The sequence below is a fragment of the Mycobacterium europaeum genome (assembly GCF_034555895.2).
Lineage (GTDB): Bacteria > Actinomycetota > Actinomycetes > Mycobacteriales > Mycobacteriaceae > Mycobacterium > Mycobacterium europaeum.
In genome coordinates, this window is the sequence record NZ_CP157315.1 from 4983896 (window position 1) to 5008850 (window position 24955).

The following is a 24955-nucleotide window of genomic DNA, read 5'->3' on the forward strand; positions in this document are numbered from 1 at the left end:
GATGGCGTACCAGGACGTGATCAACCGAGGATGCTGGCTTCAGCACAAGGAGAATGAGCCGACATGACGCAGACGCTGAACGTGGAATACCAAGAGCTCATGGCGCGCGCGGACGAAATCGAGCGACCCCTTCCCGCAATCCCTTCCACCAACCCACCGGGACCGTGCGACATCTCTTTCGTCAAGGATGCCGCCGTACAGCTTGCGCAAAACGCGGACCAGATGCGGACGTATCTCAAGGCTTGCCAACGGGAATGGCAGACCCTGGCGAAATCGCTGCGGAATGCGGCCAAGGCCTACGAAGAGGCCGACGAGGGATCCGCGGCGGCCATCGACAAGACCATGAACGACGGCTCGGGAGGGACGTCGGCTTCCGCGGGCGCAAGCGGACAAGTCTCGGCCCTGTGCGATCCGGACGAGGACTTCAGCGGATATCTGCCGCCGCCGCCCCCACCGCCACCGGCCTTCCAATATCCCTATTACGAGGTCCGGCAGGCCGCGAAGGATATCGAAGCCGGCGACCAGGGCAGAGCGTTCCGGGCATTCGCGACCGAATGGGATACCTTCCAGCTGAATTTCCAGCGGGAGACCAGCGACCGGTTCCGCCCCTTTGTGTCCTGGGAGGGCGACGCCAGGACCACCGTTGAGACGAACTTCGCCCAACAGCGGCAATGGATATCTTCGATGGTCGCGAAGTGCCGCCAGCTTGCCAAACAGGCCAACATCGTCGTGGACGCCCACAAAAGGGCCACCCTCACGACCGGCTACGAAAACCAGCACGCGCAGGAAGGCGCGCATCCCACCACATACGAGGTATCGCAATGCGATTATTGGTACCAGCGTTATACGCAATATAGCCAGTGGTACATTTCGCTCGCCATCGAATGGTACGAGAAACTGCAGGCACAGTCCGAATCGGCGCTGGCCCAATACGTTTCGAACGGACAGATACCGCTGGCGCAGATCGTTCCCGACAACCCGGTCCCGGCCACGCGCATAGACGCCCCCAAGACCGACGACGGCACCAAGGATCCCAGCAAGCCCGACAACCCGCTCGATCCCAACAACCCGTTCGACCCCAACAACCCATTCGACCCGAACATCCCCCTCAACGAGGGGGGCTCTCCGTCGGCCGCCACGCCCACCGTCCCGTCGGTTCCCGGCATGCCCACAGCGCCGCCGGGGGCGGACACCGCGAAGCTGGACCAGGCCGTGAAGGACTTGAAGAAGGGGGCCGCCGGCATGAAAGGAGGGGTCAAACCGGCGTCGCTCGGGGGCGGTGGAGCCGGCATGCCCTCGGTGCCGTTACAGCCCGCGATGGAAACCGGCGCGGCTGCCGGTCCCGCGTCGGCGGCCCCGGGGGCCGCGGCGGCTGCGGGCCGCGGGCTGCCGGGCGTGGGCGGCGCGATGGGCGGCGGCATGGGCGGCGGCATGGCGCCCATGGGCGGTCAAGGACAACAAAATGCCGGCAAGGGCAAACGCGTGCAGTCCGAGGACGAGTCGATGTACACCGAAGAGCGGCAATGGACGGAGGGCGTCATCGGCAATCGACCACGCAAGGCCGGCCCTGACAAGTAGTCAATGCCCGGCCGGTCGGTCATTTTGCCGCAGTTAGCCTGTCCCCACGTCGATTACGCTTATTACCCATGAGCTTCGGCACCCGCCAACTCCCCAGTCCGCCCGTGCCGGCGGCATGTTCGGAGAGGGGAGAGGAGTAGCCGATGGGTATTGCGAAGCCGACCGGTGCATACGCCGAGCAGATGCTCGAGCCGGGCGGGTGGCCGGAAGTTGATGAGGATGCCCTCTATGACCGGGCAGTGGAGTACACCCAGGTGTTGCGGGAAGTCACAGACGTCTTGGACACCTGCCGGCATCAACGGAACGAGATCTTCGGTGGCGGTGTCTGGTCGGGCGGCGCGGCGAGCGCCGCGGACGGCGAGCTGGGGACGAACATCAATGAGTTGATGACGCTGCAAAACGGGCTGGCCACCGTCATCACCTGGGATCGGTATACCGCCCAGTCGATCGAGCAGGCCAAGTCGGACATCACCGACAACGTCGAAACCGCACAGCAGCAGATCAGCATTCTGGAAAACGATTCCGCCCTGGACGCCGCCGAACGCACCACCGCCATCAACAACGTGGTCATGACGACGCTCGGGGCCAACGTCAGCACGATGGAAGGCACGGCGGAGCGAATCCTGGCGAGCAAGGCGTGGAAGCCACCGCCCAACGCCCTGGACGACCTGCTCGACCAGAAGACGCCGCCCCCGCTCACGCTCCCCGACGCGACGCCACAGACCCCGCCGGTCGAGGAAGACCGCCCGCGGCCCGGCCCCGAACATCCGAGCACGATACCGGCCGCGCCGGCGCCGCCGATGACGCCCGCGCCGTCCCTGCCCGGGATGCCGACGCCGGGCGGTGGCATCGGCGGCGGTCCTCAGCCGACTCCGGTAGCACCGCCCGCCCCCGACGGGCCGCCTGTGCCAGGGGCCCCCGCCCCCGGCGCCCCCGCCCCCGGGACGCCAGGCCCCGCGGCGCCGGGCGCCCCGGGGGGTCCCGGCGGTGGACCGTCGGCTCCCGCGGCCCCGTCGGCTCCCGCGGCCCCGCTGGGTCCGGCGGCTCCCGCCGCTCCGCTGGGTCCGGCGGCCGCGGCTCAACCCACCGCGGGTGGCGGCAGCAAGGGCATGGCCCCCGCGTCGGCGTCGGCGACGTCGTCATCGACGGCGGCTCGCGCGGAGGAGTCGTCGACGACGGCCGCACCCGCGGGAGCGACCGGCATGCCGGCAGGGCCGATGGCGGGCGGATCGGGTGGGGCCTCCGGCGGCTCGCGCGCGGGGTCGGCGGGCCGGCCGGCCGCCCCGGTCGGGCAGAAGCCGCCGGGTGGGTCGCCCACGATGCGACCCGCCGCGGCTTCGCGGACGACGCCGCGGCCCGCGGCCGCCGCGCAGGCGCAGTCCCCCGACCCGGCGGAATCACCGGATGTCGTTGTGCCACCGCCGATCATCCCGGTTTCGGCGGCGCGGGCAGAACGCGACGCCATCGCCGATGCCGCGACCGCTGACGCGGCCCGGCGCGGCGGGACCGACCCGCTACAGGTGGCGCGTCGGATAGGGGCGGCGCTCAACGCCCCCGGCAGCGGCGGTACGGCCAATCTCAACTTCTTCTGGGTGACCGCGGTGACCACAGACGGTTCGATCGTGGTGGCCAACAGCTATGGGGTGGCCTACATACCCGATGGCGTGCAATTGCCCGAACAGGTGCACATGGCCAGCGCCGACGATGCGATCGCAGCTGACGAGCGGGCGCGGTGGGCCACCTACCCGGTGATGGCCGTGCAAGGTTGGGCGAACCACCACGACACGAAGCTGCGAGCGGTGATCGCCACCGAGGAGCAGTTCGCGAAGTCCGATCCCGGCGCGGCCAAGATCGTGTTGACGCCGGAGGACATCCCAGACAGCGGTGCCATGGTCGGCCGATCCCGGCTGGAAGTGGTGGATCCCTCGGCGGCGGAACGTTTGGCGGCGACCAGCGACGCGCGATTGGTCGACCTGTTGCCGGCAGCGCCGGCGGGGGCCGAGCCGGCCGGGCAACACCCCACCTCCGAAGTGACGGATCCCGCGGGGGCGGCTGAGCTGGCGGCCTCACTCGGCGCGGGCACGGTCGACGCGCAGCAACTTCTGACCACGTTGCCGGCGGCGCCCGCGGACCCGAGTCCCCCGCTGGACGAGCGCCCGATGCTGTGGTTTGACGTGGTAAAGCCGTTGGCCAGCAAGGCCTCTGGCCGCTCAGCCGCCCACCTGCGCGCATTCCGCACCTACGCTGCGTACGCTCAAGAAGCCCTGCTCGCCGAGGCGCGTACCGAAGTCGACCTTGATGTCCAGCGCTCGGCGGTCGCCGACTGGCTGTACTGGAAGCACATCACCGCGTTGCTCGACGAAGCCCTGGCCGAGTCGTCCTAGAACGGGCCGCACATCCCGACGTGGCTTTGGAATCCCTTGCACCGCACACGAAGCCGACGTGACCGCCGCTGACTCAGAGCCCGACCTCCGAGGGCTCCGGGCGGTGCGCAGTGGTGGGCCGCACCGGGGCGGTCCCTGACCCCCGATCACCGGGCGTGGCACCGCTGCCCGGCGATTGGTCCCCCTCGGACTTCATCTCGTCGACCAGTTGCGTTTGGCCGTCGGCTAACTGGTCGTTCTTCGTGGTGTCGTCGGCGAGCTGCGCCGGTGCCGCTCCGGCGCCACCCATGCTGCCCGTGGCCTGCTGGACGCTCGACATGATGGTCTGCATGCCCTGCGTGACAGGCCCGAGGGCCTGCCCCATTCCGCTGAGCTGTGCCACCGGTGCGGCGATGTCTGCCGGCTGACCCTTTTTGTCGGGCTGTGGTTTTGGCTCGGGTTCGGGCGCTTTACCGTCTTTGTCTTTCGATTCGTCTGCGGTGGCACGCAACAGCTGACCGGTCGGCTGGCCGGTTGCAGGCGTTTGCGCGGCGGCGAGGAACCGGGCGCCACCGACATGCTCGCCCAGCGCCTGATCCGTCTCGGCATACATTCCGGCCGCCGAGACGATGCTCGAGCCGGTTCTGGTGACCGCCGATTCAACGGCGGGCAACCCCTTGATAACGGGCGATTCAATCACTGGCAGAGTTTCGTTGATCGCGGCCGATACCGCGTCCACGCCCGGCGCGAATATGGGTGGCGGAGCTGACGGAAAAACAAGCGTTTGCAACGTCGCACCCGCAGCCTTTAAACGTGAAGAATCGACCACCAGTGGCTCAGTCATTGCCCAATCCTCTGTCGACGGTGTTACGACAATCCTAGTGAATGGGCCGCATCCCGAACTGCGCCACTTTTTCGGAGATATTGCGCCACCCGAGTGGCTCAGAAGCGAATATTGCGAACGGTGTCATAGACGCCGGTGATCCATAGCAGCATGGGGATGATGGCGGCGACAATGGTGCCGTCCAACAATTCCAGAATCCGCTTCGTGACCGGCGAAATCCGGCGGACGGCGACCGTCGCCGCGACGACCGCCACCGCGACCAGGCACACGGCCAGGTAAATCGTCAGGAAAAGCCAAGCCTTGGTCGGATACCAGAGTCCGAGCCGGACCATCACTCCCGTCGGCACGGCGATGGCAGCGGTCAGCAGGGCCCACGCGCACCAGCGTTCTGCGTAGAGTCGGGACCTGAACCCGCACGCCGCCGCGACGAGACCGGCAACGGCGAGAGTGTGTACGAAAAAGTGTCCGCGCACGACCAGCGCGATTGTGCCGACCGTCAGGACCAGGGTGCCGGCCAGCACGTACCCGGTGAGCAGTTGCTTGGCCAGGTGGCTTCGTTCGGTGAGGCGCACGGCAGAGTCGGGAACCGACGCGATGATCGCCTGCCAGGTCCGGTTTTCGCCCTGGTCGCCGGCCTCCTCGCCCTTGACTGCGTCGAGCAATTCGTCGTGCTCGACGGCCTCGCCGGGCGCGGGGATGGGTGGCAGCGCAATGCGCGCGACGGCGACGGTGAGCTTGGCCGCGTTCGTAATGGTGAACAGGCCGAACACGATGGCACCCGCAGGCACCCACTCTTGCCAGCCGTAGCCGAAGCAGATGGCCGCTGCGGTCACCGCGATCGCCGTGACCTCCACGAACGATGCAAGTTCGAACCGCCGCCGGGGGCCGCCGCGCACCATCAGCGTCAAGAACAGGACGGTGGCAGCGGCGCTCGCGAGTTGGGGTGCGCCCAACGAGTCGACCCGGTGCGGCCGGGGGGTGGCCAGCGCCACAGCGACCGCGATCAGCGGATACGCCGCCGCCAGCAAACTCTCCGACAGGTTCGCATTGCGGTAGAACCTGCTGGCGGCCCAGCCGCCGACCAGCGCGAGAAGTCCCCCGACGCCCAGGCCCAGCGCCCACCACACGTGACGTCCGGTGTGCTCCCAGGTCAGCGCCGCCAGCACGACGACGACCAGGGCCACCGCCGGGATCGCCACCGCGATGAGGCGGTTCAGCGCGGGCCGATCGAACTGCGGCGATTCGTCGAGGACCGCGATCGCGTCGATGACGTCCTCGACGAGCGGCCGGTACCGCTCCGTCCTACTCACGGACACCAGCGTCAGCAGCGACCCGTCGACGACTCCGGCGTCGTCCAGTGATTGGTCAACCGGCAGCGGCGGGGCCCCCGGACGGGCGAACGTCCATGAACCCTGCGCGGAGAACTCAAAGCCGGCCAGCACCTCCGCCGGTGTCTCCTCGAGCAATTCGGCGAGCACCGCGACGGTGTCATCGACGTAGGTCTCGATCGGCGCCACCGAGGGCAGCACGACGTCCGTCATCCGCTTCCCGGTCAGGATGGTGACCCGAGTGGTGGCCGGCTTCGTCGGGGGTGCCGCGGCGGTCGCCGGGGCCGCGGCAGCGGCGGTGGCGGTCGACGCGGTCAACGACGTTCACTCCTGTCGAAATCGTCGGACAGTGCTGCGGCTAGTTCGATGATCTTACGCTGGTAGGCGGTGCTGAGCAGGGCGAATTGCACCTCCGTGCCTGCGGCGATGTGCTCGTCCCACGGCAGCACGATAACGCGGCCTGGCTGGACGTGCCGCTGAAACTGTCGCACCACGTCGCTGTCCGCGTTCGTGGAGTCGCCCGGCACGACGTGATTGATGACGACACATGCGCGATCGAGCAGAGCGCCGTAGCCGTTGTTGCGCAACCAGTCGAGCGCGACCGCCGCCTGCCGGACGCCATCGACTGAGGCAGTGGACAGAACGACCAACCCTGACGCCACCGCAAGCACGCCATGCGCGGCCGGGCTGAACAGGTCGGCTCCGCAATCGGACACCACCAGGTTGTAATACCTGGGCACCATCCCAAGAGCGCGTTTCCACTCCTCGGCGCTCAATAACGGCCGCGTCCCGTTGTAGTCCGCGGCGGACAGCACTTCGAGGTTGACGGCGTTCACGCTGGTGTGGGCGCGGACGTCGTTGTAGTGCGACAGCGCTCGATTCGCCACGAGATCCGCGACGGTGGCGGCGGTCTGACGCCCGACCCGGTTGACGAGGTCTCCCGAAACGGGGTCCGCATCGACAGCCAGGATCCTGTCGCCGCGTACCTGAGCGAACGCCGAACCGAGCGCGGCCGTCACGGACGTCCGACCGGCGCCGCCCTTGAGGCCCAGCACCCCGATCTCGTACGAACCGTGAATGGGGCGGCGGATTCGGTTCTGCAGTTCGAGCGCGTATTTTTCGTCGCGCGACAGCCCGAGGTTGATCCGGGTCAGGGTACGGACCCAGCGCCGCCAGCCCCGCCGCGACACCGGTCGCGCGGCTGGTTTGCCGGCCGTCGGCCTTGTCGCGGGTTCGGATGACGCGGTGGCCGGGGCGGAATCGGCATGGGCTGAGATGAGCGGGCGCGACGGGAGCGACGGGCCGGGCGCGTTGCCCTTGCCGGGTTGGGGTGCGGCGCGGTGGCTGTTGTGCGACCTGGCGCGCCCGAGTTGCAGGTTAGGCACTTCGGCCGGGCCTTGACGCGCATGCCGCGGCGGCTGTTTGGCGACCTGGTTGCGCTCCTTGGGCCCGGGTGGTTCCGGCCGCGTCGGTGGGGGTGGCGCGGCGGTCAGGTCGACCGGCATCGGCGGGTGCTCGGGTGGGGATTGCTCGGGCCAGTGGACGGGCATCGGCGGCGGTGTCTGGCCGTTGGGCTTCGGCGCGTTCGTCGGCGTGGGCGGGGTCGGCGCTGGGACATCGGGGTCGTAGGTTGCGTCCGCGCCGGGCCCGTCCGATGTGTCGGTGCCGGCGGGGGGCTCGAAAAGCCGGTCGTAGTCGACGGGCATGGGCGGTCGGGCCGCCGCCGGGGGCGGCGGGGCGGCCAAGTCGACCGGCATCAGTGGGTGTTCGGGTGCGGCCGCTGGCGGCGGCTGCACGGGCGGGTCGATGGGCATGGGCGACGCGCCGTGCCCGTTGGGCTGGGGTGTGCTGGGCGGCCCCGGCGGCGTCGGGAACGGACCGTCCACGTCGAAGTCACCGTATCCGCCGGCGTCCTCGGCCGCATCAGCCTCGTCGGAAGGCTGAAAGAGCCGGTCGTAGTCGGCCGCCATCAGAACCTCTCAGACACTCGCAGCCGCGAAAGCACGAGAAGAGGCGAGATCTCCCACGCGGTCGAACTCGCCCAGTCTCGTGCTTCGTCGTGGTTGCTGGCTTATGAGAACATTCCCGTGACGCCGGACTCGGTTTGTGCCATCGTCTGGCTGGCTTCCGTGATGCGGGCCGCCAAGTTTTTCAACGAGTCGTTCAGCTCCGTGGAGCTCTGGTCCCAGCGCTGCTGGACGGCCTGGTAGGCCTCCGAACCGCTACCGCCCCAGGCCGCGGAGAGCTTCTGCAGCGAGCTCTTGCCCTCGTCGAGCAGGCCCTGGGTGGCCGCCACGGCCCCTTGGATCTGGCTCGCGCCGCCTTCGATGCCCGCGAAATTCCATGACTGTTCGCTCATGTTGTTTGCTCCGTTCTTTTTACTGGTGAGGGGTTGTCAGGGTCAGAAGTTCATTTGTGACGACAGCGAGCTGGCCTGCTCGTCGTCGGCCTTGGAGTACTCGATGCCGGCACCGTGGATGTTCTGCGAAATGTCGCTCAGTGCCTTGATCTGCGCCTGGCCGGCTTCGTGGAAGCGCGCCAGCGCCTGCTGGGCCGCCGCGCCGGCCTGCCCGCGCCAGTGGCCGGCCAACTCGCCGCCGGTCGACTCCACCTGTCCGATGACCTGCTGGAGCTCGCTCGAGATTCGGTCGAAGTTGCTGGCCTCCGCGCTGAGGGTAGCGGCGTCGGTTCTCATCTCTGCCATGTTCGCTACTTTCTGTGTTGCTCTTCCTCGCCAAGTGATGGCAAGTCTTCCGGCCCGGGCGGCCGGGAAGTCTGATTTCTAGGTGGTCGTCACCAGTCGTCGTCGTGATCGTCGTCTTCCTGATGCTCAGCGGTCAGCACCGCGGGGGCACCCAGGCTGGGTCGAGTGGCCCCGGACCCGGATTGCGCACCGTGGCCCATCGCGCCCATCGGGGCGGCGCCACCCATCGCCGATGATCCGGCGCCCGCTCCGCCTGCGGCGGGCGCGACCGCCCCCGCCGCAGGCTTGTCGATCAATTGGCTCATCAGCGATGTGCGGGCCGAGGTCCCGCCCGCTCCGGGCAGTGCTTCGGAATGCATCAACCCCAGCCCCGCGCTGGGGCCGGATCCGCCGGCCAAGGGATGACTCGACAGGGGACCGGCACCGAGCAGGCCTACCTGGCCAGGTCCGACACCGGCCCCGCCCGTGCTCGTTCCGGCGCCGGGCAGACCGCCGCTCGGGCCGCCCATCCCGCCGGTCTGGCCGGCCAGCGACGTCATTTGCTGCAGCGGCTGCATCAGCTGCTGCATCGGCGCACCTAATTGACCTAACTGCCCCATGTACTGCGGAATTTGTTGTGCGGGCGGAACGGTCACGTCGGGGGTGGGGACGTCAGGCGTCGGGACGTCCGGGCTGGGGACCTCGGGAGTGTCGGAGGGAATGTCGTCCCCTGCCTCGTTCGCGAGCGCGCGCAGCGTCCCGGCAGCCTCGTCGGCCGCCATGCTCGAGAGCAGGGCCGACGCCTGGGCCGCCACCGCCTCGCCCACCCCCGGTTGCACAACGGGCTTCACTGGGGGAAGTGGCTCGAAGACGGTGTTTGCCATCGTTTCCGCCAGGTAGACATCCATGGAGACGGCGGCCTGATTCCACATGCGCACGAAGTAGTCGGTCTCGTTCAAGCCGATCGGCACCATGTTGATGCCGAGAAAGTTGGTGGCCGTCAGCACGCCATGGGTGATGTGGTTGGTCGCAATCTCGGGCAGCGACGGCGTCATCGCCAACGCCTTCGTGTACGACGCGGCCTGGGCCATTGCCCGCATCCCCCGTTGCTGGGCGTGCTCGGCCGCGGTGTGCAGCCAGGCCACCATCGGTGTTGCCGCGGCGATCGCACGCTCGCTGCCGGGCCCCGTCCAGGCAGCTTTGAGGGCCATCAGGGCTGCGCTCAATTCCAGCGCCTGAGCTTCCAAGGCGCCTCCCAGAGCTTCCCACCCCGCGGCGGCCTGCAGCATCGGCGCTGGACCCGCTCCGGCCATCAGCCGAGCGGTGTTCAGCTCCGGTGGCATTGCGTGCCACAACATGCCTACGGTCTCCTTTGTTTAAGACGGGTCGCTTGCGGTTATCTTCTGGTTGACTTCGGGGTCGCTAATTCACTCCGTTTTGGTTTCGGGTCCGCGCCGCCCCTAAATCAAGTGAACACAAACAAAAATCCACGTGAACCCAAACCAATTCGGGTAATGGCGACACGCAGCACGTGCTAGGTGCCCCGATTCGGTTGTCGCCCTTTGGTTCACCGGTTTCTTTATCGAGCGACGGGATAATCCTAACCGCCCTATGGTGCTGGTGGATGCACTTCTTCTGGCGGATCGATGTAGACCGCCTGGATGACCTCTTTCCCGTCTGGAGCGACCAAGAATGCCTGGCCCGGGGGCCGGCGTTTGACCTGAATTTCCCGTGACGGGAAGTCCTGCTTGTCGCCCGAGAGGAACAGGGTCGGGGATCCGGCGCCGTAAGCCGCACCGACGAACTTGTCCATAGTCGATTTGTATGCGTAGCTCATTTGGCAAGTGACGATGATGTGCAGCCCGATGTCCGTGGCCGCGGGCAATAACGGGGCCAGCGGTCCCATCGGGGGCATGCCGCCGGCGGCGGCCACGATCATGTGCCAGTCGTCGACCAACAGAACCACGTCGAATCCGGTCCACCACGAGCGCGCCCGCAACTGCGCGGTGGTGAGATCGGCCGGCGGCAACCGCTTCTTCAGGTTGGTCGCCAACGCTTTGATGGCCTCGTCGAGCGTGGTGCTGTTGCGGTTGATCGCCCCCGCGTCGAGCAGATGGCTGTCCGGCACTGCGTCCAGCAGCCCGGAGCGGTAGTCGGCCAACATGAACCGCACCTGTTGCGGGCTGTTGCGCGCGCAGATGGCCCGTGCAATCGCGTGGGCCGTCCGTGTCTTGCCCGATTTGGCCGCACCGAAAATCAGTAGGTGCGGGGTCGTATACATGTTGGCGTGGGCCACCGACAGGTCCGTTTCGCGCAGGCCGATGGGAATCGTCCAGCGCGTGCGGTAGTCAGACTCCGGACCGGGTGGGTTCGGGTCGAGTTCGTGAAGGTAGATCCGCTCCGGCAGGACCCGGACGCGCGGCGCCCGGTCGGTGTGCAGGGCAGCGATCTCGTTGACCGCCGCCGTCATCGCCTCGACCAGGTTGTCCGTGCTGTGCACGCCGTCCAACCTCGGCACGCCGATCATCAAGTGGTGCTTTTCCACCGACATCGCGCGGCCAGGTCGGTTCGCCGGGATCTCGCGCACCGTCCGGTCGATCTGGGTGTCGTTGACGTCGCCGAGCCGGAACTCGATCTTGGTGCCCAGATAATCCCGGACGCGCGACTTCAACTCCGTCCACCGTGGCGTGGTGATCACGGTGTGGACGCCGAACGACAAGCCCTGGGAGGCCAACTCCTGGACGGGGGCTTCGAGGTCGGGGAATTCGGCGACGAAAGCCGGCCACCCGTCGACGACCAGGAACACGTCGCCGAACGGGTCGTCCGCGACGGGCTGGTCGGGGTCTGCGCGCAGCTGCCGGTACATCGCGATGGACCCGACCCGGTGCTCCTTGAAGGTGGCCTCGCGCTGGCGCAAAACGGCTTGCACCTCCGCCACAACCCGCATGACCCGATCGGGCTCCGACCGGGTCGCCACCCCACCGACATGGGGGAGGTTGTCGAGATAGATCAGGCCGCCGCCACCGAGGTCGATGCAATAGAACTGAACCTGCCGCGGCGTGTGGGTGGCGGCGGCCGACATGACCATGGTTTGCAGCAGGGTCGACTTCCCCGTTTGCGGCGCGCCGCCGATGGCGATGTTGCCGCCGGCTCCGGAGACGTCGACGCCCCACACTCCCTGCAGATGCCGGCGCGGCTCGTCCATGATGCCCAGCGGGAAGCGCAATGCCTGGCGCTGATCGTCGCGCGCGACAAGCTCGTTGAGCGGCGTCGGATCCTTCAGGGGCGGGAGCCACATCTTGTACGCCCGCGACTCCGTGGTGCTGAGTTGGTCCAGCACCACTTCGCTGAGCGCCCGTACCTTGGGTTCGACCGTCACGACGTCACCACCTTCTCGAGGATGGGCGCGGCGGTGAACCGGTGAATCCGCACATCCTTCGGTCCCGCCTGTGGGCCCGCCCCGTTGCCTTCGCCGTCCGGCTCGTCCCGTGTCGGCGGAACATAGGGCGCGCCGGTGTAGAGGGTGCTGAACTTGACCGGATCTTCCATACCCACCCGCAGAAACCCGACGCCACTCTCCTTATTGGTGATGTACTGCGCCTCGGGGGTGCCGATCACCATCTTTGATTCGTGAGAGCTGGTGGTGCGCAACGCGATACGGTATGTGAGGTTGGGCTCGAGCTTGTCGATGCGCGCGCCTCCGGTTTGCAGCGACTGCGTCGCCAACAACAGGTGCACGCGCAACGAGCGGCCCACGCGGCAGATCCGGTCGAAGAGGTTGATGAAGTCCGGGTGACTCTGCAGCAATTCGGCGAACTCGTCGACGACGACGAAAAGCGTTGGTAGTGGCGTCAAATCGGCGCCACGCTCGCGATACTTCTCGTATTCGGCCACGCCGGAGAGCGCACCCGTGGCACCCACCTGTATGCCGGCCTGGCGCAGCAGCGACTGGCGCCGGTCGAGTTCCCCGGTCAGCACCTCGCCCATCCGGCTCACCAGCTCGGCTTCCTCGGCCATGTTGGTGATCACCGCCGCGGTGTGCGGAAGCTTCTCCATGCCCAGGAACGTGGACCCGCCTTTGAAGTCGGTGAGCAGGAGGTTGACCTGATCCGGATGGTGCATCGCCACGAGGGACAAAATCAGCGTGCGGAGGAATTCCGACTTCCCGGACCCGGTCGTCCCGATGAGCATGCCGTGCGGACCGCCGCCGAATTCGGCACCCTCCTTGATGTCGAGGTACATGATGTTGCCGGTCTTGAGCTCGTGACCGAATGGGATCTTGAGGCGGTCACGGTCCTTGTCGGTGTACATCCGCCAGCGGGCGGGTGTCACCTCCTCGACGCTGTGCGCGCCCACCAGCTGATGCCACTCCGTGGCGACCTTCTTCTGGGTGCCAACGTTCTTCTTGTCGATGATGGTGCCGGTGATGGACCAACCGGCGAGTTTGCGCGCGATGCGGGCGGCTTGTTGCGGGGAGAGGCTGTCGGTGCGCGACGTCACCTGACGGAACGATTGGCTGGGCAGCCGGTCGTCGGCGGTGCCGTCGTCGGCGACCCGGATGCGGTAGTTCGAGCCGCGATGATTACCCAGGGTGATGACCGTGACGCCGGCCCTGCCGTCCGGCGGGAAGCCGGCCTTTCCCCCGGTCAGGTCGACTACGACGACGTACGGGCCGCCGGGCAGGGCATCGGGCGAGTGTGGACCGCGCGCGGCGAGATCGGACAGCCCGTCGGGACGGGTGTAGATCATCCGAACCGGCCCGGCACCGTCGGTGTCGGTCGGATGCTGAAGGTGCGGTAGCCACTTGAGCCACGACCAGTCCGGATCGTCGGGTTCGTCGGTGAGCACCCGCAGTTGCAACAGGTCCGGGGGATGAAAGACGGCGAGATGGCACACCATCGCCGCGACCAAGCCAGCTGACCCGGCGGTATCACCGCCCACGGCGATCGTCGGAAAGGTGCGCAACTGCACGAGTTTCGGGCAGTCGTGGATCAGGCCGTGGGTGCGTAAGAACTTGACCGCCCACATGTTGGCGACCGGTTCGAGATATGGCTGCGGCGCCGCGGTGGGGCCGGCCAGCTCGCCCCCGGCGGACGGCTTCATGAGCCGGTCCACTGCCGGCTGGTCGCCGATTCCGATCCGCGTGGCGGCGTAGAAGTCGGCGTTGGCCGGGCGTGACCACTGACGCGGCGTACCGACGATCGACAGCAGATCGTCCGGGTGCGGTGCGTGGAAGCTGAAGAACGCCACCTGTGCGCTCGCCGAAGACGTCACCCTGGGACGCAGCCCCGCCAGGTACCGCAGGTACTCCTTGCGGTCGGCATTGATTTCAGGCACCTTTTTCCCGCCACCGCCGCCACCCCCGGCGACCATGCTCAACGACATCATGATCATCATGAGCGGCATCATCAGCATGTATGGCGAGAGCGCCCGGGTGCCGGTGAGCACCATGATCGCGATCATGCCGAGCATGCAGACGCCCATGACGTACGGAAGCGCTTTTTGAATGCCCGACGGCGGGATGTCGACGCCGAGGTCCTCCGGGGGGGTGAGGCTGATTTCGCCGGGCGTCAGCCGGGGACCGCGGGTGACCGCGGGGGTGAATTTCTTGGTCGTCATGAGGCCGCTCCTGGGGCTGCGCCGGGCAACTTGCGGGGGCTCGGGTCGGTCGGCAGCGTGTCGTGCTCCAGCAGGGCGGCGTCCTTCGATAGCACCGGCCCGTCCACCAGCAGTCGGACGATTTCCCACGGAGCGGTCTTGGGCGACGGGAGGCCGAGCGACGACGCCGTCTGCTGGTCCGGTATCCCATAGCGGACCCCTTGTGGGTCAACGTAATACAGAGCTTCGCCGTATCGTGGATCCGGTGACTGTAGCTGCACGAATTTCCCGCCGTCTAGGTAAATCGTTGCGGAGCCTTGAATTTGCTTGATCCCGGTGCTCATCGCCGACGCGGGTATTGGCAGATGGCGGCCGGTCAGCACCGCGGTTCTCGGTGTCTGCTCGCCGGGCTTGCGTTCCCACGTCCAGCACAGCGTGGGGTCGTCCGGTCGCGAGACGATCTTGATCGGTTCGTCGGGCAGGGGTGAGTTGTACACCAATTCGGGAATGTTGACGATCAGGTTCGGAGGCAGCGAGGGGGGAACCACCAGCCCGTACGATTGATTCGCGCGCAACGCGGCCGCCGTGTTGGCATTCACGGGTGCGACCCCGTCCTGCATCACGACGAAGTAGCTCACGCCTAGGGTCGTGTGCACCTGCAGTACCGATCCGACGACCAGCTCATCGGGCAGCCCCAGCGTGTTCGGGGCCCCCGCGTTGGCTACGGGCGGCAACTGCCAGGAGCCGGCATCGGGCAACGCATTGAACATGGCGGTGGAGAGGGGGCTGGGCTTGGCGGTGCCGCGAATGCCCACCGCGAAGGTCATGGGGCGGTCGCTGAGGTTGGTGGCGTGCCTGCCCTTGCTGGTGATGACCCAGTCCTTGCCCTGATACGACGCCAGCAGCGCCTCGTTGGGCAGGATGGGGTCGATCGCGGGATGCTCGATCGCCACCGGCATCGCGATGATCTCGGTTCGCACTGTGGGATTGGTGCTCTCGGCCCGCACGACGGTGTCGCACAGCGTCCAGGCCGAGGAGGAATCCGACGACACCGGGGTGGCATAGGGGGCGCCGGGGATCCCGATGGATTGGCCCTTCGGCAGGCGGTTCAGTCCGGCGGATTTCACCGTCGCGGGTTCGGCCGGGTTACCCAGCACCAGCCGCGCCGAGGTGAGGTTGTAGACGGGATGGAGTTCGCCGCCGACTTTGAGGTAAAGCTGGTTTGTCGCGCGGTCGACGAACAGATTGCCGTTACCGAGCTTGCCCTGCGGTTTGAAGTAGGCCATCGCGAGCGCACCGACCACGACCAACACCGAGACGACGACGCCGAGCGCCACCGACCGGCTGTAGAACTGCAGCGGGTCGTCGAACATGCGGGTGTCGCGCCGGACGATCGCGTGCTCCAGACGCCGGAGCAAAAAGCGCCAGCCACTGACTTGCACCTTGGTCGTGAGCCGGAAACTTGCCATACGTCACTCGACGATGTTGAGGCGTCCGTGCACGGCCTCGATCGCCTCGGCCATGTCCTCGCCGTTGATCTCCCGCAGGCGGTCCTCGTCGAGGCTCTCGAAATCGACCGCCCGGGTCAGACGGATGTCACGGTACTGTTCCCCCGCCTCCACCAGCTGGCGCGCGTAGCGGCCGTTGCCGGCAATGTCGAGCGCGGGCTTGCCGCGGACCGTCCGCTCACTCAGCACCTTCGCCGCCGCCAGCAGGTTGTCCTCGGCTTCCGCGCTCAGGGTGGAGTCGTTTCCGGCCGCAATGACTTTCGCGATTTCCAGGATCTCCTCCGGGGAGTAAGAGTCGAATTCGATACGGGTGGCGAACCGGGACCGCAGGCCCTCGTTCGTCTCCAGCAGCCGGTCGATATCGGAGCTGTAGCCGGCGATGATCACCGCCAGCCGGTCCCGGTCGTTCTCCATCCGGGCCAGGAGGGTGTCCAGCGCCTCTTGTCCGAACGGGTCGGTCCGTCCATCCCGTTCCTGCACGAGGGCATAGGCCTCGTCGATGAAGAGCACGCCACCCAGGGCGCGATCGATCGTCTTGGTGGTCTTCACCGCCGACTGCCCTTCGTATTCGGCGACGAAATCCTTGCGTGCCGTCTCGACGAGTTTGGGTTCAGGGATGACGCCCAGCCCCGCCAGGATGTTGGCCACGACCCGCGCGATCGTCGTCTTGCCCGTGCCGGGCGGTCCGGTGAAGATCATGTGCTTGCTGGGCTGTGCGACCTTCATGCCGCGGGCGGCCCGAACCCGCGCCATCTGGGTGGCGGCGCGGTATCGCTCGACTTGGTCCTTGACGCGGCTGAGCCCGATCTGCCGCTCCAGCTCGGCTTCCGCCTCGGCGAGCAGCTTCTCTCGTCCCGAGGTGTCGGCCACGACGGTGGACGCGTCCCAGGGGTCGGTGCGCGCGGCGATCTGCTCGGCGCTGGTGGTTTTCAACCGGTATGACGAATCCTTAAGGGCGGCGGTGACTTTAGGCTCTGGGTGGGTGGTCTGCAGCCACTCCAGCAGCGCCACCGCGGCCTCTTCGTTTCCCTGGCCGCGGCGCGTCATCGCCAGGTACCAGGCGATGGCGCGCGCACAGGCCTCTCCGGCGGGCGACGCGTTGGCCTCGGTGAGCCGGCGCTCGGCTTCGGTGAACAGGCCGAGGTTCGCCGCGGCGACCCCGTGCGCGACGCCGGCCGCGGCGGCGAGGAAAGTGTCCGGCCATCTGCCGGCGCCGCGCACCTCTTCGATCACTTCCGTCCAACGTTGCGCCTCGCCGTAGACGACCGCCTTGACCCAGGACAGCAGGTGCTCGGCACCGGTTGCCGGGCTTGCCTCCAAGGCTTCCATGGCGTCGGCGTAATTGCCCTGGGCCGCCTCACTTGCTGCGAAACCCAGCGTGATCGCCAGTGGCGAGTTGACCGGGTAAGTGATGTCGCCGTACAGGCCACCGATCGCGATCCGTGCGTTGACGGCGTTCATCGATATCTGCGCGGCCCCGGCCAGTTGCCCGAAGTTGGTGCGGGAATACCAGGCGCGGAACAATGTCACCCGATCGGTGTCACCGCAACGGATGCGGCCGATCCACGCGTCGCAAGCCGACTCGTCGTAATTGGTGATCTCGGTGAACAGGTCCAGCGCCCGAGCCTCCGAGATGGGCAGCATGCCGACCGCACTTTCGAACAGGCCGGCCAGCTGAGCGTTCATTTGTCGGTTTCGTCATTCGTGTATCGGGCGGCAAAGACCTCCGCCTGTGCCATGTCGGCCTCCTCGGCCGTCGGCAACGGGTACACCGCGTCCATGAACTCTCGTATGACGTCGGTGTCGGCTATTCCCAGCTGGTCGAGGCTTTCCGTCACGGTTTGGTCTTCTTGCAAGAACGTGCGTTGGCCTGCCAGCCCCTTTTGCCGGGCCAGGTCCGCGAGAACGAGGACCTCCTCTGCGAGTTCCGATTCGGTCATGTTGGTCGCCTTGGGCGACAGGGTGACCCGCTGCGTCCGCCCGTCGATGAGTGACGACACCGACACCGTATCGGGAGGGTTGGTCACCGTGAAGAGCGCAAGACCGTCTTCTTCGTCTTCTTCCCCGGCCGCTTCTTCGGCCTCGGTCAGCGAGGCGATGGCGTCCAGCTCCGTTTCGGTGTCTTCGGCGAAGGAAAAATCCAGGGCATCGGAGTGATCCAGGCCGTGATCGTCGGAGTCGGACTGGTGCGCGGAGAAGTCGAGGGCGGAGAGGTCATCATGGTCGTCGTGCTGCGGCATGAAGGTTCTTCTTTCTGGATTCCGTGCTGAATAGATAACGGCAGAATCAACCCCGGTACGAGGCTTCGGCGGCTCCGACGTGATCGAACCAGGCGCCCGCGGGGAGGAACTCGAGCAGCCCTTCCAAGGCGCGTTGCAGATTCTCCTGCGTGCCGGACAGGAAACTCCCGTACAACTCGCCGCCGACGCGACGGGGCAGCGACACCAGCCGGCCCAATGCCGAGTCGAGGACACCGGCGGCCACGTCGGTCTGCGTGGACGTGCCGCCGGGGTGGCGTTGGCCGGCGATGATTTCCACCCAGCTGCTCGGGTTGGTGATGATCTCGGCGTAGATACGGGCCGACGGCGCCTCGAGGCCGTGCGCGGTCAACTGCGCCGCGGTGGTGCATTTGGCGAGTTCGTCGGCGAGGCCCGTCAGCGGTTCGACATTGGCGGGTTCGGCGGTGCCCAGCACGGTGGTCACCATGCCCGCCAGACCCACCTGAGGAGCCACCAGTTGCAGCACCATCAGGTCGCCGTCTCGCGCGGCGATGACATGACGTTCGTCCTTGCGGCACAATGCGAATCGCACCATGACACCGCCGAGATCGCGCCGCCACCACCGGCCCTCCAGCGTCCGGTCCGGTCTGCTGAGGGTGTCGACCATCGCTGCCACCGTCGGGTGAGGCTCGCCGTTTCGATCGAGCACCCCCTGCGCGGTGAGGTCACGTTGCACCTGATTCCAGACCAGGTCGCGCAGGTCCTCCTGCGGGATGTTTGGCCGGATCCCGAGCGCGGTGGGGAAATCGACCAGGTGCAACCGGTCGGCGATGACCAGCATCCCGTCGATGGTCACCTCCACGCCGACGACGTCATCGACGAGGCCGGCGCGACCGCCAGTGAGGGGACCGGACATGGTTACTGGTCAAGCATTTGGCTTTTGAGGTTGCCGCTCAACTCGCTGTCGACGCCCTTGTAGGCTGCTTTGGCGCCGCGCAGTTTCGCGGCGAGTTCGTTGGCGGCGGCCGAAAGGTTCTGTCCGGCGGTGCGTCGCGCACCTTCCGCGCCGCTGAACGCTGCGTTGGAGCATCCGCTGATGACACCGTGAGTCACCCAGACCGCGACGGTGAGATTGGAAGTTGCGCCGGCTGCCTCCGCGGCGACGCCCTTCGCCGCATCCTGCTTGCCTGCCAGCGTCTCCAAGTAATCCGGTGTGACATTCAATGCTGTCATTGGTCGTTCCTCCTGTTCTACCGCTAACGCGTTGTCCCGCAAAGATTGTGAAGTGCCAACGGCATCACAGGACGCGGCCGGGCCTATCGGCCCCGGCCTCGGTGCCGACCTCCGCGACTTCCACAGGAGCACGCTCGGCGCCGGCTGCGCCCGAGGCCGCGCCGGCCTCGTCGGCGGCCGCGTCGCCGACCGCCCCCTGGCCTCTTGCGGAGGCCGCGAGCTGCTGCGCCTGTCCCACCGTCTGGCTGACCGTCTGGCTCACCTGGTTCACGGGCTGGGACAACGCCGACGAGGCTTGCGCCATTTGAGTCATCTGCGCGGGACTGGGTGGCGCGAACGCCGGTGCCGCCGGTGCGGCCGGCGCCGTTTCACTCGGGGCCTGCGCCGCCGCGTCAGCCGAACTCGTCGCGTGAGCTTCACTCGCGGCGTCCAGCAAAACGCGTTGCGCCGGCGAAGCGGACTCGCGGCCCAGGCTAGTGTTGGCCAACGATTGGATGGTCGGCGCGGCGGCGAAGGCCGACAGGCCGTCGGAGACGGCCGTGAAGCTGGAGAGCTGGGACGCGGTCTGCGCCGCCACCTTGCCCTTGATTTCGCCGAACGTGCCCGCCATCTCGGTCTGCGCCCTGCCGGCGAGCTCGCCATAGCTGATGGACAGCGCGTCGACCGAGTGGGAAATCGACATCGAATTGGACAGCGTGAACATCTCGAACGCGAACACCGATGCGCATGCCCCGAAGGCAGCCAGGATCTGGAACGCACACGATATTTCCGGGCCGGTGATGGGGATCAGGTACAGGGCCATCGCAACACCCAGGCAGCCGGTAAGTACCAGCGTCGATACCGTTACGCACATGTGCGCCTGCTTGACCTTGCCGGCCTGATCGGCCACCAGGTCCTTCATCTGCTTGTCCAGGTCTTCCATCTGCTGCACAAGTGATCTCAGCGTGTCGTTCATGGCCTTGTAGGCGTCGGCTGCCTCACCGGTCCAGCGCAGTTCGTCCGGACTGGCCGCCTCCAGATTGAGCTTGACGTTTTCGTACTTGTCTTTGGCGGTGCTGAATGCGGATCCGGTGTCGGGGGACGAGAGTCCATTAAGTAAGTCCACGAGAAAGATCGCCAACATAGCGCCGTCGATAATCGCCGTCGGCGTCGGCAACACCTTTTTCCCGACTTTATCCAACGCGTCCTTGAGTCCGGTTTTCGTCTTGGCGAAGTATTCGACAGCCTTGCCCGCGGCGGCGGCGCCGCCCGCTGCTGCGGCGACCCAGTCCCCGCTGTAGGCGGCCCCACCCGCGCCTTGAAGTCGTTGCACCACGGTCGCCAGAGAACTTCCACCTGCAAGCCAAGCCACGTCGACTTCCCTTCACGCTCGTTGCTCCCATGCTGATCGTGCGCACGGTGAGTCGAGCGTAACAGCGCGCCGAGCCCCCTTGATGCACGAATTTTGTAATAAGCCAGGGGTTTCGGGCCGGTCGGCGCGTGCGGGCCGACACGAAGATTGCCGGGCGGTTGCCGGGCGGTGAACGACTGGATTAGACGGACTTCACGGCCGCAGCCGATCTGGCGACGATCGCCCGATCGTATCGGCGGCCGCGCATCCGCGATCCCTGGCAGGGCGCGCCCGGCTGATCGCGATCGTCGCTTCGCCCGGCACCGGACTACCGGGCCTTGTACCTACGAGATCACCGCAGCCACAGGCAGATTGGGTCCGCCGGACCGCGTTCGGCCGTCCCCCACTCGACGCCCGCTTGGCATGCGAATCAACCGGGCGCGAGCGGGGCGACGGCCCGCTCCTGGGTCCGCGTTGCCGGGGGAAGGAGTCACGGCGGCATGCGGCCTCCGGCCGCGTGTCAGCGGGCGGCCGGGCCGAGAGCTCTGTCGCATGGCGTATTCCCGGCCTCGGCGAAGGGGTTGTGCGCGCCGGCGGGGGATTAAAGGGGGGAGCGAAGTTCCGCAGAATCGCGGGGAAACAAAGGCGCTTTCGGCCTTAATGGATTTGGCCGATCAACCTTTCCAGCGCCGTGGCAGCGTCGTCGGGTAATGGGTCGCCGGCTTCGGCGCGAACAACGTCCTCCTCGGACACACCGGCCGCTTGTGCCGTCTCCTGGGTGGACAGGTTGGCCTGTCGCCGCATCGCGTAGAGGCGCGGGGCCAATGGCGCATCGGCGGCGCCCGCGGCGAGTGTCATGAGTTCGTCGTAATGTCGGCGAACCTGGGCTAGCGCCTTGATCAGTTCAGGGGTCATCGTGCTGATACGGGCCGCCCGGACGGCGATCGTCTCCAGTTGCCGCAGATCGAACAGGATGGGCTCCGCGCGGTCGATGAACTCCGGATCGTGGACCGCAGGCAACGCGGCGACGGCCAGGCTGCAGCCGTCGACCGCGGCGACGACCGCCTGCGCGATCAGCGACTCCGCGCTCTCGGATGCGGGGCCGGCCGCGGACCGCCTGTCGGGAACGGTCTCCTGCTGAGAGGAGGGCCCGGGCATGGTGCCCTCCTGGCGGATCCGCGCGATCGTTCCTGTGGGCCACTGCAGAACTTCCTCGAGCTTCGCGCGGGTTCGCTCGCGGGGCCAGCTGCGTCCCTTCTCGAAAGCGATGAGAGCGCCCGCGTTGATGATCCCGTCGGCCGCCAGGCTGCGCTGGCTGATGTCGAGTTCGCGGCGGCGGGCGGCGGCGGCGGCTCCGGCACGGACCAGGCCCGGGTCCGGTTCGCCGGTCTGCGAGCCGGTGTGGCGCCCGTCCGACTCGTCGAGCCCCTGCCGCCCAAGTGTCTTCGATGGCCCGGTCATTTCGATTTCAACGTCCCCCCCGCTGGATCGGCGAACCACGCACGATCGTTTCCCTGTGCGCCGAGCCGACGGACTGCCGCCCGGCGCCGAGCCGCCTGCATCCCCGGTGATTCCTCGCTCGTGAACAGCGCGGCGGACCCTCCGCCCTGCCAATTCTAACCGTTGCACCCTGGTATCCCTATCGCAGATGCTACGTTTCTCGGCCGTCAGAACTGTGCAAGGGTCCGGCGGTGGGTCGCCGAGAAGCGCGCCCGGCGCTACGGTTGGGCTCGCGACGACCACCGACGCACGCGACCGTTGCGCTCCCGGATGTCACAGGCCGGCGTGCGGTCAATCGTTCCCCAACATTTTTACTTGCCGGTCACGCGGTTGCCGCTTTAAGGTGCTTAACTGCGCATGTATCAAATAAGGTAGGGCGCGCGGGAGTCACGTGTTCGGACGCTTAACTGTGGCGTTGCAGCGCTTCGCGCGCTGCGGCCTCTGCTGCGCGGCGGGCAATGCCGCGATGACTCGTGCCGGGACGGCGGAATGACCCCGGGCGAGCACGGCTTCTGGCAAGGGGCGTGCACGCAGGATCCCGAGCGTTGGACGACGGCGCCCGACGCCGAGGCCAAGGCAGTGTGTCGAAGGTGTCCGCGCCGGTGGGCGTGCGCCCGGGAGGCGTGCGAGCTGCCCGGAGCCGAGGGGTTGTGGGCCGGTGTCGTGATTCCCGAAGGGGGGCGTGCGCGGACTTTCGCGTTGCGCCAGCTGCGCTCGCTCGCCGAGTTGCACGGGTACCCCGTGCGAGAACACAGCGCTTCGACGAGGTCGGCGTAACGGCGTGTCCGCTACGGTTCGCCCGGGGCGGCTTTGGAGTGCCCACGGTCGGCTGAAAAACCAGGTCACACGCGTAATCGCGGCCGCGCGGCCGACCCGACGACACACGGGGCTGCGCCGCCCGCGACATGCCAAAGCGCCTATCGCGGCGGAGTCGTCTGGGCCATTCTTCAAGAAACCGTTGCATTGACACGGTTAGCGCTATAGTTTGTGAGGTGTAAGGCACTACACCGCTATGCCAGAAGGGCGCGCGACATGACCGCAACACCTTTGTTCAACATCCCGCTCGGCGCCTGCACGCAGGACCCCGACCGCTGGACCACCGCACCCGACGCCGAGGCGATCGCCCTCTGCCGGGCGTGCCCGCGTCGCTGGATGTGCGCCCGGGATGCCGTGGAGTCGGCGGGCGCGGAAGGGTTGTGGGCCGGGGTGGTGATTCCCGAAGGGGGCCGTCCGCGCGCATTCGCGCTGCGCCAACTTCGATCCCTGGCCGAGCGCAACGGATACCCGGTGCGCGAGACCGCGAAGTCGGCCTAGCCCCGGCTGATGGCCGCCGATCGTGAACCACCGGTGGGTGGTGGCGGCGTAAACCGCTGCAGCGCTTTCGCTTTGGGGCGACCGATCCGGCGGCCGCTACGCCGGCTCGAAGCGGAAGACGGCGAGTCGCCCCGCCAGTGCTTCGAATTCGTCGGCCGTTCCGTCGCGCACCATCCCGGATCGCTTCGCGAACGCCACTCCCACGGGGACCTTGGCGGGGAATTCCCGCAGCACCGGCCGCGCTTCGGTGGCGGAGAGTTCGACGATCCGGACTGCCCATGACCGCCGGCCGCGGCTGAGCGTGCCGGTGCCCGCGGCCCTCGCGTTCGCCGCCCAGTCGGCGCCGGGATAGCCCGCCACCACATACCTGCCGCCCTCGAATTCGAACGGCGTCATCGGGGTTTTGCGGGGCCGACCCGACTTGCGGCCGGGCACCGTCAACACCATCGCCGGACCGGTGGGAATCCCGAGCCGTTGGGCGGCCATCATCAACCTGTTCATGGGTTTGAGGTAGCGCGGCGGACGCGGTTGCGACATCTGATTCTCCTGTTATTTCGCAGCGGCAAAAGCGGCGCGGTGCTCGGCGACCCACTGGGCGAACGGCAGCGCCGGTCGCCCGAGGACCTTCTCCACGTCGTGGGTGACCAGTGCCGGCGCATCGAGCGTCGCGGCCAGCATGGCGATGTAGGCGTCGGCGAAGCCGGCGGTGAAGCCCAACCCCAGAAACCGTTCACGGACCGCGCTATTCGGAATCTCCCGATACTGCAGCGAGCGACCCAGCTCGGCCCCGATGAGCTCGACGAGCTCCGAGTTGGTGAATGCCTGCGGGCCGGTCAGCGGGATGCGCTGCCCGACAAGCTCGTCGGTGAGCAACGCCCGCGCCGCGACCTCCGCGATGTCGGTCTCGACGATCGGCGCCGTCGATGCCGCGGCGGATGGCCCGAAGACCATGTCGCCCGCCCGGATCTGGGGCGACCACATCCCGGCGAAGTTCGTCGCGAACACCGTGGGCCGCAGGCTCACCCAGGCCAGGCCGGAGTCGACCGCGAGCTGTTCGACCTCCTTGTTGCGGTCCCCGCGGAAGCGGGACGGCTGGCGGGAGAAATCGTCGTCGGCGTTGATCGCCGACAGCGCAACCAGCTTGGTGACGCCGGCGCTCACGCACTGGGCCACCACCGTTTCCAGGTCCGCGCCCAGCGCGCGAGAGTTGAGGAACACCGCCGACGCGCCGGGCAGCGCCTCGGCCGCGGAGCGGACCGGTTCGACGCCGGGCCGAAACCCGGCCGCCTGCGGCGTGCGGGTCACCGCCCGCACCGGCGCTCCCGCGGCGGCCAGCGCGCCGACAAGGCGGCGCCCGACGTTGCCGGTGGCCCCGGTTACCACGATGGTCATGGCATCGCTCCTTTCGGAAAATTTCTGCGGTGCTCCAAGGACGGGGCGAAAGGTGGAAAAGTTAC

The 24955-nt window shown here is 67.4% G+C and carries 21 protein-coding genes; 4 read left to right on the forward strand and 17 right to left on the reverse strand.

The genetic code is table 11. The features are described from left to right. Positions 1-63: 63 nt before the first annotated feature. On the forward strand, positions 64-1578 hold the full coding sequence (locus U8D42_RS22980) for a PPE domain-containing protein (RefSeq protein ID WP_322858120.1): 1515 nt from the start codon (positions 64-66) through the stop codon (positions 1576-1578). A 143-nt stretch (positions 1579-1721) separates the two neighbouring features. Then, on the forward strand, positions 1722-3962 hold the full coding sequence (locus U8D42_RS22985; RefSeq protein ID WP_322858119.1) for a secretion protein EspK: 2241 nt from the start codon (positions 1722-1724) through the stop codon (positions 3960-3962). A gap of 73 nt (positions 3963-4035) precedes the next feature. Here U8D42_RS22985 and U8D42_RS22990 read toward each other — a convergent pair whose 3' ends face one another. The 15 genes from U8D42_RS22990 to U8D42_RS23060 form a co-directional block, all read right to left on the reverse strand. Next, on the reverse strand, positions 4036-4785 hold the full coding sequence (locus U8D42_RS22990; RefSeq protein ID WP_322858118.1) for a hypothetical protein: 750 nt from the start codon (positions 4783-4785) through the stop codon (positions 4036-4038). 98 nt (positions 4786-4883) lie between these two features. Then, complete coding sequence (eccD, locus tag U8D42_RS22995; RefSeq protein ID WP_322858117.1) at positions 4884-6431, reverse strand: type VII secretion integral membrane protein EccD; 1548 nt, start codon at positions 6429-6431, stop codon at positions 4884-4886. After that, positions 6428-8083 carry a MinD/ParA family ATP-binding protein gene (locus U8D42_RS23000; protein WP_322858116.1) on the reverse strand — a complete coding sequence of 552 codons (1656 nt, stop codon included), beginning with the start codon at positions 8081-8083 and terminating at the stop codon, positions 6428-6430. The genes eccD and U8D42_RS23000 overlap by 4 nt, the downstream gene beginning before the upstream one ends. Positions 8084-8184: 101 nt before the next feature. After that, on the reverse strand, positions 8185-8472 hold the full coding sequence (locus tag U8D42_RS23005) for a WXG100 family type VII secretion target (RefSeq protein WP_085240223.1): 288 nt from the start codon (positions 8470-8472) through the stop codon (positions 8185-8187). Between the two features lie 42 nt (positions 8473-8514). Continuing rightward, positions 8515-8817 (reverse strand): WXG100 family type VII secretion target, encoded by a 303-nt coding sequence (locus U8D42_RS23010; RefSeq protein ID WP_067917004.1) that lies wholly within the window; start codon positions 8815-8817, stop codon positions 8515-8517. A gap of 89 nt (positions 8818-8906) precedes the next feature. Continuing rightward, positions 8907-10154, reverse strand: coding sequence for a PPE family protein (locus U8D42_RS23015; protein ID WP_322858115.1), 1248 nt, complete (start codon positions 10152-10154; stop codon positions 8907-8909). Positions 10155-10405: 251 nt separating this feature from the next. Next, the gene (gene eccCb / locus U8D42_RS23020; RefSeq protein ID WP_322858114.1) at positions 10406-12175 is read right to left on the reverse strand and encodes a type VII secretion protein EccCb; all 1770 of its coding nucleotides are present in this window, start codon (positions 12173-12175) and stop codon (positions 10406-10408) included. Beyond that, the gene (gene eccCa / locus U8D42_RS23025; RefSeq protein WP_085240220.1) at positions 12172-14415 is read right to left on the reverse strand and encodes a type VII secretion protein EccCa; all 2244 of its coding nucleotides are present in this window, start codon (positions 14413-14415) and stop codon (positions 12172-12174) included. The genes eccCb and eccCa overlap by 4 nt, the downstream gene beginning before the upstream one ends. Further along, positions 14412-15863 (reverse strand): type VII secretion protein EccB, encoded by a 1452-nt coding sequence (gene eccB / locus U8D42_RS23030; RefSeq protein WP_322858113.1) that lies wholly within the window; start codon positions 15861-15863, stop codon positions 14412-14414. The genes eccCa and eccB overlap by 4 nt, the downstream gene beginning before the upstream one ends. A 3-nt stretch (positions 15864-15866) precedes the next feature. Continuing rightward, positions 15867-17588, reverse strand: coding sequence for a type VII secretion AAA-ATPase EccA (eccA, locus tag U8D42_RS23035; protein WP_085240218.1), 1722 nt, complete (start codon positions 17586-17588; stop codon positions 15867-15869). Beyond that, positions 17585-18142 (reverse strand): hypothetical protein, encoded by a 558-nt coding sequence (locus U8D42_RS23040; RefSeq protein WP_085240217.1) that lies wholly within the window; start codon positions 18140-18142, stop codon positions 17585-17587. The genes eccA and U8D42_RS23040 overlap by 4 nt, the downstream gene beginning before the upstream one ends. Before the next feature lie 46 nt (positions 18143-18188). Continuing rightward, complete coding sequence (locus U8D42_RS23045) at positions 18189-19037, reverse strand: ESX secretion-associated protein EspG (RefSeq protein ID WP_322858112.1); 849 nt, start codon at positions 19035-19037, stop codon at positions 18189-18191. Positions 19038-19039: 2 nt separating this feature from the next. Beyond that, positions 19040-19354, reverse strand: a complete 315-nt coding sequence (locus U8D42_RS23050) for an ESX-1 secretion-associated protein (RefSeq protein ID WP_158089960.1) — start codon at positions 19352-19354, stop codon at positions 19040-19042. Positions 19355-19418: 64 nt separating this feature from the next. After that, on the reverse strand, positions 19419-20669 hold the full coding sequence (locus U8D42_RS23055) for an EspA/EspE family type VII secretion system effector (protein WP_322858111.1): 1251 nt from the start codon (positions 20667-20669) through the stop codon (positions 19419-19421). A 672-nt stretch (positions 20670-21341) separates the two neighbouring features. After that, positions 21342-22145: a transcriptional regulator gene (locus U8D42_RS23060; RefSeq protein ID WP_249025856.1), complete on the reverse strand. Its 804-nt coding sequence runs from the start codon at positions 22143-22145 to the stop codon at positions 21342-21344. Positions 22146-22673: 528 nt separating this feature from the next. Between U8D42_RS23060 and U8D42_RS23065 the strand changes: the two genes are divergently transcribed. Together U8D42_RS23065 and U8D42_RS23070 are read left to right on the forward strand one after the other, a co-directional pair. After that, positions 22674-22961, forward strand: coding sequence for a WhiB family transcriptional regulator (locus U8D42_RS23065; RefSeq protein WP_085240213.1), 288 nt, complete (start codon positions 22674-22676; stop codon positions 22959-22961). A gap of 255 nt (positions 22962-23216) precedes the next feature. Continuing rightward, positions 23217-23498: a WhiB family transcriptional regulator gene (locus U8D42_RS23070; RefSeq protein ID WP_085240212.1), complete on the forward strand. Its 282-nt coding sequence runs from the start codon at positions 23217-23219 to the stop codon at positions 23496-23498. A gap of 96 nt (positions 23499-23594) precedes the next feature. Here U8D42_RS23070 and U8D42_RS23075 read toward each other — a convergent pair whose 3' ends face one another. Together U8D42_RS23075 and U8D42_RS23080 are read right to left on the reverse strand one after the other, a co-directional pair. Then, the gene (locus U8D42_RS23075; protein ID WP_322858110.1) at positions 23595-24035 is read right to left on the reverse strand and encodes a nitroreductase family deazaflavin-dependent oxidoreductase; all 441 of its coding nucleotides are present in this window, start codon (positions 24033-24035) and stop codon (positions 23595-23597) included. Between the two features lie 12 nt (positions 24036-24047). Further along, positions 24048-24890 carry an NAD(P)H-binding protein gene (locus U8D42_RS23080; RefSeq protein ID WP_322858109.1) on the reverse strand — a complete coding sequence of 281 codons (843 nt, stop codon included), beginning with the start codon at positions 24888-24890 and terminating at the stop codon, positions 24048-24050. Positions 24891-24955: the final 65 nt, after the last annotated feature.